This is a genomic window from Solibacillus sp. FSL W7-1472 (genome assembly GCF_037969775.1).
Classification (GTDB): Bacteria; Bacillota; Bacilli; order Bacillales_A; family Planococcaceae; genus Solibacillus; species Solibacillus silvestris.
This window is the reverse complement of sequence record NZ_CP150208.1, coordinates 2,078,786-2,092,552: the sequence shown is the minus strand read 5'-3', so window position 1 is coordinate 2,092,552 and position 13,767 is coordinate 2,078,786. Positions and strand designations below refer to the sequence as shown.

Annotated in this window: 14 protein-coding genes; 10 read left to right on the top strand and 4 right to left on the bottom strand. The window is 37.2% G+C overall.

Annotated elements, in window-relative coordinates; all coding sequences use genetic code 11:
* Positions 1–412: 412 nt before the first annotated feature.
* Positions 413–1,360: an EamA family transporter gene (locus tag MKY07_RS10310; RefSeq protein ID WP_339261954.1), complete on the bottom strand. Its 948-nt coding sequence runs from the start codon at positions 1,358–1,360 to the stop codon at positions 413–415.
* Positions 1,361–1,544: 184 nt separating this feature from the next.
* Here MKY07_RS10310 and MKY07_RS10305 point away from each other — a divergent pair, with 184 nt between their 5' ends.
* Entirely contained in the window at positions 1,545–2,342 is a 798-nt protein-coding gene (locus tag MKY07_RS10305) for an N-acetylmuramoyl-L-alanine amidase (RefSeq protein ID WP_339261953.1), read from the top strand.
* A 68-nt stretch (positions 2,343–2,410) separates the two neighbouring features.
* A complete protein-coding gene (locus MKY07_RS10300; protein ID WP_339261952.1) occupies positions 2,411–3,313 on the top strand; it encodes a stalk domain-containing protein in 903 nt (300 codons plus the stop codon).
* 89 nt (positions 3,314–3,402) lie between these two features.
* On the opposite strand, the gene MKY07_RS10295 is transcribed toward MKY07_RS10300, so the two are convergent.
* Positions 3,403–4,653, bottom strand: coding sequence for an MFS transporter (locus MKY07_RS10295; RefSeq protein ID WP_065215854.1), 1,251 nt, complete (start codon positions 4,651–4,653; stop codon positions 3,403–3,405).
* A gap of 192 nt (positions 4,654–4,845) precedes the next feature.
* On the opposite strand from MKY07_RS10295, the gene MKY07_RS10290 reads away from it, so the two are divergent.
* Positions 4,846–5,148 carry a YqhV family protein gene (locus tag MKY07_RS10290; protein WP_008403814.1) on the top strand — a complete coding sequence of 101 codons (303 nt, stop codon included), beginning with the start codon at positions 4,846–4,848 and terminating at the stop codon, positions 5,146–5,148.
* 52 nt (positions 5,149–5,200) lie between these two features.
* Here the strand turns inward: MKY07_RS10290 and MKY07_RS10285 are convergent, their stop codons facing one another.
* On the bottom strand, positions 5,201–6,433 hold the full coding sequence (locus tag MKY07_RS10285) for an MFS transporter (RefSeq protein WP_339261950.1): 1,233 nt from the start codon (positions 6,431–6,433) through the stop codon (positions 5,201–5,203).
* 98 nt (positions 6,434–6,531) lie between these two features.
* Positions 6,532–7,158 carry a LysE family transporter gene (locus tag MKY07_RS10280; protein ID WP_339261948.1) on the bottom strand — a complete coding sequence of 209 codons (627 nt, stop codon included), beginning with the start codon at positions 7,156–7,158 and terminating at the stop codon, positions 6,532–6,534.
* A gap of 233 nt (positions 7,159–7,391) precedes the next feature.
* Here MKY07_RS10280 and MKY07_RS10275 point away from each other — a divergent pair, with 233 nt between their 5' ends.
* The 7 genes from MKY07_RS10275 to MKY07_RS10245 all read left to right on the top strand — a co-directional run bounded on the left by MKY07_RS10275 (position 7,392) and on the right by MKY07_RS10245 (position 13,632).
* The gene (locus tag MKY07_RS10275; RefSeq protein WP_339261946.1) at positions 7,392–7,628 is read left to right on the top strand and encodes a hypothetical protein; all 237 of its coding nucleotides are present in this window, start codon (positions 7,392–7,394) and stop codon (positions 7,626–7,628) included.
* Between the two features lie 300 nt (positions 7,629–7,928).
* Positions 7,929–9,821 carry an N-acetylmuramoyl-L-alanine amidase gene (locus MKY07_RS10270; protein WP_008403807.1) on the top strand — a complete coding sequence of 631 codons (1,893 nt, stop codon included), beginning with the start codon at positions 7,929–7,931 and terminating at the stop codon, positions 9,819–9,821.
* 129 nt (positions 9,822–9,950) lie between these two features.
* On the top strand, positions 9,951–10,397 hold the full coding sequence (locus MKY07_RS10265; RefSeq protein WP_065215856.1) for an aspartate aminotransferase: 447 nt from the start codon (positions 9,951–9,953) through the stop codon (positions 10,395–10,397).
* Between the two features lie 25 nt (positions 10,398–10,422).
* Entirely contained in the window at positions 10,423–10,854 is a 432-nt protein-coding gene (locus MKY07_RS10260; protein WP_339261941.1) for an AraC family transcriptional regulator, read from the top strand.
* 22 nt (positions 10,855–10,876) lie between these two features.
* The gene (locus tag MKY07_RS10255) at positions 10,877–11,287 is read left to right on the top strand and encodes a VOC family protein (protein WP_008403801.1); all 411 of its coding nucleotides are present in this window, start codon (positions 10,877–10,879) and stop codon (positions 11,285–11,287) included.
* 217 nt (positions 11,288–11,504) lie between these two features.
* A complete protein-coding gene (locus tag MKY07_RS10250; RefSeq protein WP_008403799.1) occupies positions 11,505–12,407 on the top strand; it encodes an ABC transporter ATP-binding protein in 903 nt (300 codons plus the stop codon).
* Complete coding sequence (locus MKY07_RS10245; RefSeq protein WP_339261938.1) at positions 12,391–13,632, top strand: ABC transporter permease; 1,242 nt, start codon at positions 12,391–12,393, stop codon at positions 13,630–13,632. Before MKY07_RS10250 ends, MKY07_RS10245 begins: the two co-directional genes overlap by 17 nt.
* Positions 13,633–13,767 lie beyond the last annotated feature (135 nt).

Sequence of the window (13,767 nt, the reverse complement as noted above, 5' to 3'; positions counted from 1 at the left end):
AATATCACTATCAAAAGTTCGAATATACCAACAGATTGTTCTAATAAACTTCAAAACAACATCGACTTGTCCTCAATCTTGCCAGAAAATTCACCGGAAATCGTACTCCAAATGTGGGTTTTCTAATATCCAGGCGAATTGTTCTAATAACCCGTTCAAATTTTCTAATATCCGCTGTAATTGTTCTAATAAAATCAAAACGTCATCAACCAACCTCTAATATTTCCCGGAAATTACACCATGTCTTATCACACACCCGGGTTTTCTAACATTCCTATGAACTGTTCTAATATAACCACGATAACATCTAAAACCCGCTTCCGAATTCTGCGGAAGATTTCGTAATTCCGATGAAGCCTTACAAATAAAAAAGCGCCCGCACACTCAATGCAAGCACTTTCATTATCTAACGTCAATTGTCTTCTACTATCGCATCCTCAACTTTATCCAGATCCTCAACCTTCTGCCGATCCGCCTTCAATGCTATATAGATCATCATCACCAAAATCAACGAAGTTCCGAGCCATTGAAATCCACCGAACGGTTCCTTCAGCCATAACACGGTTGCCAAAACAGCAGTTAGCGGTTCAATATTGCCAAGAAGGCTCGTTTCCTTAGCAGTGAGAGTTTGAAGGCTTTCAATGTAAAACCAGAAAGCGAGCATCGTGCCAAAAATAATCACAATTACTAAATAAACTAATGTTGCGCCAGTCAAAACCGATACATCCACATCCCATGGAGGCTGCACAAAACTCATTGTCAATCCGGCAAGCAGCATCGCCCAGCCGACAACGACAAGTGAGTCGAATCGTTTTAAAAGTGGAATGACATAAAGCGTATAAAACGCAAGGGTCACCCCGGACAATAACCCCCAAAGAATCGCAGGCAGCGGCACGGCAAACGCGGAAAGTGAACCGTTTGTTAATAAAAAGAAGCTTCCGCTAAGAGCTAGCACAATCGTTACTGCATCTTTTTTCGTGAATTTGGATAGGCCACGTACTGTTACCCAAATAATAATCATAACCGGTGCCAAATATTGCAATAATGTTGCTACCGCCGCATTGCCTTCTTTAATCGAGGCCATATATGTGTACTGAACTCCTAGCATTCCTACAATTGCAAAAACGAGTAGGCGGAATGCATCCCGTCTTTCCCGCCAAATCTTGAAAATTTGCCCCTGATCTTTAAATATTGCCTGGGCAATTAAAAGTAGAATTCCAGCAATGACAAGGCGTGTTGATACAAGCCAGCTTACTTCAATGCCAAGAGAAAACAGTTGTTGTGCCATTGTTCCGCCGATTCCCCAGAAAAAACTGCCACTCACAACTAATAAAAATCCAATCATTCGTTTGTTTTTCATGCCTAACCCTCACACATTATGTATAATTACTCCATTGTAACGAATCACTATTCAAAATGCTATACCGTTTTTTCTGCGATCTATTACAACATGTAAAGTGAGGTTTTTATATTAATATAATAAAAAACGAAATGTCCCTTTTTCATTCCGCTATTAGACATATAGATTGAAAAGGAGATGAATTATGATGCTAACTATTAGTGCTGGCCATTACGGAAAGGGGACAGGTGCCTCTGGTTACATGGATGAAGGGGAGGAGACTGTTCTGGTTGTGCAGGAGCTCGGGAATAAATTGCAGCAAAAAGGGATTAAGGTCACTACCATTATCGATAAACAATCTAAAAGCCAGAAACAAAACTTAGCGTATTTAGTTAAGCGGCATAACGCAACAGTACGCGGACTCGATGTCAGCATTCACTTTAATTCCGCACGAAGTAAACAGAAAGAAGGAATTGGGACAGAAGTGCTTTATGTGAATCCAACAATTTCTCCGTTTGCGGAAAAGATGAGCTCCGAAATTTCGAAAGCGGGGATGTTTAAAAATCGAGGTGCCAAACACCGTACAAATTTGGCATTTTTAAATGGCACAACGAAAAAGGCCATTATCATAGAAATATGCTTTGTCAATTCCGAGCAGGATGCAAAGTTATACCAATCAAATAAAGACCAAATAATTGAAGGAATAGCCGAGACGTTAAGAAGCTATTTCCTGAAAACTTCACTTCAAATGACAGCAAAACCTTCAACACTGGTAGCACAACCAACTCCAATAACACGAATGAATGCTCAATTAATCACAAGCAGGGCGTTACAGCAAAAAGTTGAAGAAATTTTTAATGATAAAGAAGCAGTACGTGAGCAACTTAAACAAGGCATTCGATTAGGGGCATTTCAGCCATTGTGGTTGGAAAAATTCGATTGTGGTACATTAACGTTATATGATTATATCGCACTTACAGCATTGCTATATCAAAAAAAATAACTAGAACGTGTAACCTTTTTTCCTTTAAATCGACTAATGTAGTGAAATTACCGAAAGGATGGAATGATATGAAAAAAATTGCACCATTAGCATTATCTGTACTCTTACTCGGAACCGTATCTGCTTATGCTGAGCAGCCAACAACTGAAGGGACTGAGCAAGTGGAAAAAGCAGGTACATTTATCCAGCACAGAGGGAACATTACAGCAGTCGAGCAGCGGGAAAATGCCCAATTATTTACGGTTGGTCAAGATGACAATGTGTTCAACTTCTATGTAGATGACAAAACACTTGTTTTTGATGAACATGGCAATGAAGCTAAACTGGAAATTGGTGATACGATTACATTATCCATTTATGCAGATCAGCCGATGATCTTAATTTATCCGCCGCAATATGCACCACCAGTCGTCATTGTTGAAAAGGACGATACAGCCAACTCAGTTAAGGTAGCGCAATTTGATGAAAATTTCTTAAGTGACGACGGACAATTAAAGCTGAATTTAAATGAGGAATCAGTCATTATCAACACTAAAGGCGAAAAAGTGCCTGCGAAGGAATTGCAAAACTACAACGCGATTGTATTTTACGGTCCTACAACAAGGAGTATTCCAGCACAGACAGCACCTGAAAAAATTGTTGTGTTCCCTAAACTTGAAGAAGAAGTAGTAAACCCTGAAATCGCACCTGAAATACAGGCGATAATAGGTGAAGACTATAAAGAAGTCGATGGCAAAATCATGGTGCCGTTACGAATGGTTGCAGAAGAGCTTGACTTCAAAGTTGCTTCAACAGGAAATGGCGCAATCATCTCAAAAGGTGCATTGTCTTACACAATTACACGTGGAGAGACAAAATATGGCCATAATCGTGCATTAAAACATTTTGACGTTGCACCAGCATTATTGGAAAAGAACAAAACATATGTAGAATATAATTTTGTGAAAGAGTTGCTGAACCACATTAAATAATTTTATGGGCTAAAATTCATTCCTTACGTGAATTTTAGTCTTTTTTTGCATGAAAAAGGTGCTTTGAATTTAAATCAAAGCACCCTATTTTAGTTGACCGAACGAGGCTGTTTCTTTATTAGAATTACAAATAAACTTGCCATTACGCAGCAAACGCCGGCCATAAAAAATGCCCAAGTATATGTATTAAAATAGGAATAAAGCATACCTCCACCATAGGCAGCAGTTGCAGCACCTACTTGGTGGGAAGCAAAAATCCATCCGTAAATAATTGCGCTTTTATGTACTCCAAAAATTTGTCTTGAAAGATTGATGGTCGGCGGTACCGTTGCCACCCAATCCAACCCGTAAAACACAGAAAAAACAAGAATCCAAGTCAGATTGCCCTCCATTAACGCAAAAGGCAGCAAGACAAGTGAAGCGCCTCTAAATAGATAATACCAAAACAGAAGCCAGCGATTATCAATACGATCGGAAAGCCAACCGGAAAGTGTCGTTCCTACCATATTAAAAACACCCATAAAAGAGAGCAAGGAAGCCGCAGTCACGATAGGGATTCCGAAACTAATGCAATAGGAAATAAAATGTGTCCCAACAAGCCCGTTTGTTGAAAAGCCACAGAAAAAGAAACTCCCTGCCAATAACCAAAATTCTTTAGCGCGTATAGCATCAGCTAACCCTTTAAATGCAATTACAATTGGATTGCCTTTTGATTGGTCGTGCACGACCTCTATATCCTCTGTCTGTCCATATGGAAGGATACCGATTTCTTTAGGTGTGTTTCTCATGAATAAGAAGATGATGAAAAACATTACTACGCTAATCGTTATAATTAAACCAACTGCCCAACGCCACGAGTAATTTTCGATAATAGTGGCTAAGACAGGGAGCAGTATTAACTGACCCATTGCAGTACTCGCGGTTAAAATCCCTGTCGCAAGTCCTCTTTTTTCTTTAAACCAATGATTCGCTACATATGGACTTAAAACGGTTAAAAACAGACTGGAACCAAGTCCGATAATAGCGCCCCAAATAATGATCAATTGCCATGATTGATTCATGAGGAAAATTAAAAGAAGGCCAATCAGCAATGTCCCCATAGAAGCAAGCATCATTTTCTTTAGTCCGAATTTCTGGAGTAATGCCGCCATGAATGGACCTGCAAATCCGTAGAAAAATAAACTGATTCCAAAGGCTAGGGAAATCACCTGACGATTCCAGCCAAACTCTTGTTCAAATGGAGTTAAGAAAACTCCGGATGATGCCATCGCTATTCCGGCGGCAATTATGGAGCAAAAAGATATAGCAAGAATAATCCAGCTATAGTGTATTTTTTTCAACTAAACACCGCCTTCATTTACTATATTTTAATTTTAAATAGAAATAGTTCGTATGTAAATTGAATTTAATTATATTTTCAAAATAGTTTTAAAAATTAGCCTATACTTGGGTTTTATAGATCCACCATTATCTTAGATATTATAGAATTGGGAAAAGTGTCTGTATAAATATATTTCTAGGGTTAGTTGCATATGTTAGGTAACAATACTAGCAAGGATGTGTTTACATTTATGGATAAAGCACTCATTATTATCATTGCTTTAAGAATTATGTCCGGAAGTATAGAGTTAACGGCTGCTGCATTAATGTTTAAATTCAATGATTTAGAAAAAGCTTTTTATATTAATACGCTACTTGCCCTAGTCGGACCGGTCGTCTTAATTGTGACAACAGCACTAGCATTGCTTGGACTTGCAGAAAAAATTTCTCTCACACGTATAATTTGTCTTTTCTGTGGGATTTCCCTAATTCTGTTTAGTTTAAAATCCGCATGAAAATATCCCATAAAAAAGGACCTATGCAGCTGTTGCTGTTAGGTCCATATTTTTATGCTGGTTCTTTTGATTTTCCGATTTCATCAACTTTAATGAACTTGAAGACAAACAATAAAAGAATTAATCCTAATATTCCTGCAGTGATATAGCTAATATTGAGATAGTTTTTCATGACGAGTGACATAATAGGCGGACCTGCTGCAACACCGATAAATCTGGCAGAGCTATAAAATGAAGAAACAGTACCGCGTAATTCTTTTCTTATATTATCTGTAATAATGGTGTCTAGAGCAGGCAATAATGCGCCAATAGCTATTCCCACGATACTTGTTACAATCAACAGGAGGATTAGTTTTTTGCTTGTGTATCCAACAAAGACAATGCTGATAGACATTGCAATCAAGGAGACCACTATAATTTTCTTTATTCTTGATAAATCTCCTTTAATTTTCCGACCGGAAATATAGGAGGAAATGCAAAGCAGTAAAAGTGGGATAGCTAGTACAAAACCTTTCTTAATCCCTTTAATATCATGAACTTTTTCCAGGTTTTCTGATAAGAAAAATAACATACTGAATAATATAAGCATAACAAGGACTCCATTAAGGAATACGGTATACAACCATCTTCCTTCTTCCTTGAAAACTTCTTTCGTATTACGTATAAATTGCTTAAATTTTAAAGGTTCATCCTTATCTTTAGGTACTTTTACAAAGAAAAATATAAGTGCAATGGAAATTAGGCTGAGTGCAGAGATAGAAAAGAAGGGAAGAAACCATAAAATAGCAGCAAATACTGAGCCTAATATAGGACTCAACACTTTTCCGAACGTATTAGAAGTTTCTATTATCCCTAAAGTTGAGCTGATTTTCTCATCATCATCTTGATAGAGGTCACCTACAAGAGGCAAAACGATTGGCATGGCACCAGCTGCACCAATACCTTGAATAATTCTGCCTATAATAATCATTGTGTACGGGTCATCCATCTTCCATGAAGCGAACCCGGCAATCAGACCTCCGATTAAAGCTAATATTAGACTCGGTAATATTACGACTTTTCGGCCAAAGCGATCGGATAAATAGCCTGCTACCGGAATGAGAAAAATGGCTGCGACTGAATAGCTAGTAATAATCATACTCGACTGAAATGATGTGATCCCGACTTTGTCTTCTAATATGGGGAGCACTGGAATAAGCATTGAATTTCCTAAAGTCATGATGAGCGGGATAGAAGTCAAACTAACAATACACCATATACTTACATGATTCTTATTTTTATCCATTACCACACCTCGACTAATTTTGTATTTCTATTTATTAAGGTATGGTTTCCTTTCGTGTTCATTTTATACACTCGGCTATTTGTATAAGTCACAACAATTCAGAATAACAATTGAAAAGCATGCTTTCCAAAGTAGATGCCGAATCCGATCATAAATATAGAGGATATAACGGTTACAGTTTTCAACAGATTAATGGATAAAAACTTACGGGCAATACTGGATAAGGATGAATAAAGAAAATCTACGAAAATAATGCCAAGTAAAATGGCTCCACTAATTAGTATGATGTCCAATCCTGTAGCGATTCCTGCCGTTTTCGCGAGGATAGAGCCATAAATTCCTAGCCAAAATAAAATGGTTATCGGATTTAACAATGACATTAATAATCCGGCTAATAACGAATGTCGTAATCTAACTATTTTGCCGGTTTTAGAGTTCATTTCAATTTTATGTAGAGTGAGTAAACTTTCTATCCCTGTATACAAAAGAACAAAGCACCCAAAAGACCATAGTATTGTTTGCAATAATAAAGAATCAATAAATTTCCCAACTCCAAAATAAACGACGAACATGTACACAATATCAGTAGTTAAGGCACCAAGACTAAAAAACCAGGCATGGAAAAAACCGTTCTTTAAACCTGTATTTAATAGGACGTTCTTAACAGGTCCGAATGTAGCGGCCATAGTTATGCCTAAAAAAATATAGGTAAAAATTGAATTCATGAATTATCCCCCGTTAATTACATATTTGTGCATTTTATTCGGAAGTAAGGATTTTTAGGACTAGTAATAGGCAAAGCTGTTTATTTATTTTGGAGGGCACTGTAATTAAGGGGGAAGGATGCATCTTTCGTTATTATCTTTAATTTGAACTGGATCCCAATAGATTATTAAATGCATTTATTGTTATAATTTTAAAGTAATGAAGAAATTAAAATCATAGGGAGGCACTCATTATGCAATTGGATAAAAATATGCAGGAAATGTTTTCAAACTTTATTTTACAACGTGTAAAAGAGGATAAGGTGGAGGAAGCAAAAGCATTACTAGCTGAAAACTTTAAAAAGCAAGATGAAGGTACTTTTACAAAAGATGATATCGAACAGTTTGTTCCGAAGATGATAGACTATTTAAAACCGGAAAAAATAGAAGAGATTCGAGCAATCGCAAAACAGTTTTCAATCAATTTCTAAAAAATAATGACAAATTCATAAAAAATTTATAGATTTAAAAAGGATCCGTTTGTTCGAAATATTACGAACTGGATTCTTTTTTTGTCTTATAAAAAACACCGACAATTCGCTCTATTACAACAATGCTAAATAGATTATTTACCCTTTACTTCTACCTTACAAACCTAAATTATTATACTGTGTAATCTTTTTGTAACTAGACTGTAACAAGATTTTGACATTAAATATGGATTTACCTCTATTTTTTTCCGGTTTTGTACTATACAATGAGGGGGACAGCTTATGAAAGGATAGGGAACAATGAATCAAAAATTGATTACATTGGTTGTTGCAATCTTCCTCGTTTGTACACTAGCTGTTACACCGACATCAGCTAAAGTAGTATTTGCAGATGTTGCGACAACCGATGCCACTTACGATGAGATCCAGTATTTAATTAGCCTAGGGGCGATTAAAGGATATCAGGAAAAGGGCAAAACGTACTACAAACCCAACATGAGTGTGACGCGTGCACAAGCTGCGAAAATGGCGGTTATTGCTGCAGGTAAAAGTCCACTAAAAGTAAGTAATTCCTCGTACACTGATGTTAAAGTCGGGACTGAACAATCGACATACATCGAACGTGCACGTCAACTTGGATTATTTACTAAAACATCAGGGAAATTTTCTCCTAATGCCACTTTGTCTCGTGAAGAAATGAGTCACGTTTTATCCATCGCATTTAATTTAAATGTAAGTGACTATAAAGATTTACCGGTGTACTTCCCAGATGTATCGAGTTCGAATACATATGCTCCGTATATTAAAGCAATCTACTATAATGGGATTACAAAAGGTAGTGACGGCAAATATATGCCGAAGGGCTCGGTTACACGAGCACAGTTTGCATCATTTATTGCGCGAGCAAAAAGCGATGAATTCCGACTAGCCTTACCCGAACACCTTGATTCAGTTGATCCGACACAAGTAATTGGTCTTGTATCAGTAACAACAGATGGCTTAAATGTTCGTACAAAGCCGACAACATCAAGTGCAGTGATTGGCAGAGTAAATACGGGTGGTAAGTTATCGGTGTATGCTGTTGAAGGTAATTGGTTAAAAGTTTCTTATCAAGGTTATTACGGTTATATCAGTAAATCATATGCCAAATTCCTTGAACAAGACGGCAGTGCCATTGGACCATCAATTAAAGCTGTCAAGACAAATACAATTATAAATCTGTATTACAAACCGACATCGTCATCGAAAAAAATTAAACAAATTTCAGCCGGGTCAACATTGTCAGTCTATAAAGAAATTGACGGTTATTATTTAACAACTGTAGGTGGAATTCCAGGCTATATTGTAAAAAATAGCACAACGGATGTTGGTGGTTCAAGTGTGAATCCGCCACCATCAGAAACGGATTCCGACAATAACGATCCTGTCGTTACATCCGGCACAACAGGTAAGGTAACGGTTGCAAGTTTAAACATGCGCAAATCGGCTTCAGGATCATCAGCGACAATTAAAAAGTTATCAAAAGGATCAGTAATTGCGGTTCATTCCATTGATGGCTATTGGGCAAAAGTGACAGCGGGCAAAGATACAGGATATGTGCACAAATCGTATATTAAACTAGTAAACGAAAAAGGCAGCCCTATCAAAGACCGTATTATTATTTTAGACCCAGGGCACGGTGGTAAAGATCCAGGTGCTGTGAACTCAGGTAGTACGGAAAAAGCGATCGTTTTAAAAGTAGGTAATCTTGTCAAACAAAAACTTGAAGCAAACGGCGCAAAAGTATTTACTACACGTTCAGGAGATACGTATCCATCCCTTCAGGAACGCGTGAAATTTACAAAGGACAAGTTCGGTGAAGTTTATGTAAGCATTCACGTAAATTCAGCGACATCTACAAGTGCGAAAGGTACGGAAACGTATTACAGCATTACAACAGGTGACCAGTATGAAGAGGATAAAAAGCTTGCGACGTATATCAATAATGAAATCGTCAAAAATGCGGATATGACAAACCGAGGGGTAAAAGAAGCACAGTATTATGTGACACGCAATATGATCATTCCTTCTGTATTAGTCGAACTTGGGTTCATCTCAAATGCAGAAGACCGTAAAAAATTAATCAATGACAAGTATGTAGAAATCTATGCACAATCTATTTATAACGGGATTGTTGATTACTACAGAAAATAAAATACGCTGTTCAATGGCTTAGTTCTTTCACAAGGACTAAGCCATTTTTTCTTGCTCAAATTAATATTTATAATCTAGAAAAATATGGTAAAATTATTTAAAATGAAAAATTGTTTGGAGGAGGATGAAATGAAGCAGTCGATAAAAATAATCCTGTCAATCGCTATTGTTTTAGGTATTTATTATATATGGAATCAATATGAAATGTACCAGATTTCTAAAGAGTTGAATGAAGTGAGTTTTGTGGATAGCAGAGATTTAACAAAGGTCACAGTTGCTAAATATCCATCAAATGATTCTTCTGTTTCTTATAATATGGATGAAGTAAAAGAGCTTTACCGCCTGCTCGAAACAATGCCAACCGAGTCGGTACGTAAAGGAAAAGAAACAACTTCTAACTATCAAATTAAATTCTCTGATCAAGCACTTATGAAATCGATCACTTATACGATTTACGACAACGATATTGTAAAGCGGGAACAAGATGCAACAGCAGTCATGACAAGCGGCTATCTAAAATTGAAAGAACCATTTGATCGTACATTGCTGGAAGAGTGGATTAAAAAATATGAATAGAGCGGTGATGTAAATGACGTTCAAAATGATAAAAAAAGAGTTCAAGTTGGTTGGCTTAAAGGGTAGTGGGGAGTATCAAAACTTTGGAAGTGAAGTACCATTGCTTGCAAAACGGTTATTAAGCCGTTCTGATGAGATCGACTACCAGATTGAAAGTGAAATCGCATTGTTTGAACCTAAAAAGAGTGACGAACATAAAACGGGCAATTTCTTTGTAGGACTAATCGTTCGCGGGAAAGTGAATAAAATCCCGGCAGGAATGGATTATTTAGAGACGAATAACCATTATATTACGACAAGAGGGAACATAATGGAACTGGAAAAACTTCATGAAAATTTGCTGAATTGGGGAACAGTGCAAGGTTATAAAAGAGATCTTGATTCTTATATTATCGAAACATATCATCCTGTTAGCAAAGGGGAAGAAGTTGAAATCTACTTACCAATTATTGCTTAGAACTGGACTCGGGGGGACAAAAATGGGTGGAAAATTAGTGAGAGTCGGAACAACTTACATACCGGTAGCGGATGTGGAACGATCTTCTGAATGGTATGTGAAAAACTTGGAAGCGACTTTAAATTATAAAGACAAAGATAAAGCCATTTTAAACTTTGCAAATCAAAGTTTCTTTCTAGTACATTCAAAAGAGAATGAAAGGGCCAATTTTATAGACAAATACGGAAAGGAGTGTTTCTCAATTACATTCGAAGTTGATGGATTCCAGGCGTTAGAGGCATTGCATCATGATTTTAAGCAAATCGGAGTAAAAGTCGGTGAAATTGAAAATCGGGGACATGCTGGAAAGAATTTTATTTTTTATGATTTGGACGGAAATCAATTCGATGTTTGGAGTGAATTGAGCCCTGCTTTTAAAGGAAAATTAATTTAACGCCTTAACGAAACTTAGTAAGGGTGTATTTCTTGCTAAGTTTTTTACATAATAATGAATCTTTTCTTCGTCTGTTTCGTACATAAACATATTGGCGGATGAAATTGATTAGTATTTTTATAAGCAGTGCACATACATAAATTTTTTAGTTATTCAATAATTGTAATAATTACTATATAATGGAATTCGCTAGTTCTTAAAAACAGGAGGTACGCTCATGGTGTTACAACTGAAAGATGTGACGAAACGCTATCGTGATTTCGTTGCAGTAAATCGATTGAACTTTACAATTGAAAAAGGTGAAATATTCGGTTTGATCGGGCAAAATGGTGCAGGAAAAACGACTACATTCCGAATGATTCTGGATTTACAGGATACAACAGAAGGTACGATTACATGGGATGGGCAGCCAATCAAATCGGTAAGCCGTGACTTTTTAGGCTATTTACCGGAGGAGCGCGGTATTTTCCCTCAAATGAAAGTGGAAGAGCAGCTTTACTTTTTCGGCGAGCTGCACGGTATGGATAAAAACGAACTGAAAAAAGATATCGACTTTTGGATTGAGCGCTTTGATCTGGAAGAAAAACGACATGTGAAAGCCGAGACGTTATCAAAAGGGAATAAGCAAAAGGTCCAATTAATCGCCAGCTTTATTCATAAACCGGCGTTTTTAATTCTTGATGAACCGTTTAGTGGACTGGACCCGGTAAACATGGAGCTGCTGAAAAATGCAATCCTGTATTTGCGCGACCAAGGAATGACGATTTTATTCTCGAGTCACCAAATGGATAATGTCGAGGAGCTATGTGATCATTTATGTCTACTAAAGCGCGGTGAATCCCTATTTTCAGGCTCGCTGCTTGATCTGAAAAAGCAGTACGGTAAAACAAAACTGACGGTACGTACAGATAAATCCTTTGAAGAATTAAGTAAGTATCCAGGTGTGAATCATGTCAAACTGGAACGGGACTCACAGGCAGTACTGACACTTGAAGACGAATCATATGCACCGGAAATTTTCGAACTGCTTTCAAACGGCAATTATATCGAAAAGTTCAGTTTAGATTATTTATCGCTGCATGAGATTTTCAAAGAGAAAGTAGGTGCCGGTCTTGTCTAAATTTAATGTGCTTATTAGAAAATTATATAAACAAAAAATCACATCAAAATCCTTTATTTTAACAACATTGCTTTATTTAGTAGTGCTAAGCGGTTTTATGTTCTGGTCGGAAATTAAAGACCTCATTTTCTCTGGGGATGCGGATACAATCGCAGTTATCAATGAAACTGATTTTGATATAGCGCAAGTACTGCAAGATTCAGATGATGTGGAATATGTCTATGTTGAAGCGGGTGATGTCAAAGATAAATTGAAGGATGGAGACTATTACGCGGCCTTTACATTATCGGATGCAGATGGCAAGCTGGCGGCAAAAATTGAATCATTTGATCCGCTTCCGCTTAATGATCAGCAAGATTTCCAAAGTTCATTAAGTCAGGCGGGTCAGCTGTATGCGATGAGTCAGATGGAATTATCACCGGAGCAGCAACAGTTATTATTGTCGTCAGAGCCTGTCATTACATTAAATTCACTGAATGAAGCTGCAGATGACGGTAAATCCGCTGAAGAAAAAATGGCGGGCGTTTGGGTTTCGTATGCGATTGGAATTATCATTTATGTTTTTGTCGCATCATATTTGTCAATGATTACAACAGATGTTGCTTCGGAAAAAGGGTCACGTGCATTGGAAATGTTATTAGTCAGCGTGAAGCCAGAAGTGCATTTCCGTTCAAAAATTGTCGGAGTATTTTTAGTTGCACTTACACAATTCGTCATACTTTTCGGCGGACTTTTATTACTGCTTCGCTTCTCAGATGGCGGAAACAAATGGTCAATTGTTACGGATCTGCTTGATTCACTATCGATAAGCTACTTCCTATATATAGTCGGTTTCTTATTCTTAACGATTTTCATGTATTTAATAATCGGCGCATTATTCGGTTCCCTAGTGTCGAAAGTAGAAGAAGCAGGGCAAGTAATGATGCCGGCAATGATGCTGACACTCGTTGGATTCTACGTTATGCTGACAGGTATGGGTAATCCGGATACTATGCTGATCAAAGTATTCTCATACATTCCATTTACTTCAGGAATGGTCATGCCGATGCGTTTAGGTGCAACAGATATGAACGCCATTGAACCAATCATTAGCTTCGTTATTTTAGTTGGAACAGTATTGACACTATACTTCCTGAGTCTGTCATTCTATAAACGAAGTGTACTGACATATTCATCAGGCGGTATTATAGAAAAAATGAAAACCGTATTTAAAGTAACAACGTAACTTTTAAAATATGCTCCTCATTATATGGACAGGAAACCTGTTCATCTTAATGGGGAGTTTTTTCTAATATTTGCTAATAGAAAAGATTAGTGACAGAATAACGGTGAAGTAATGGTTGAACGACAGGTACTCTTA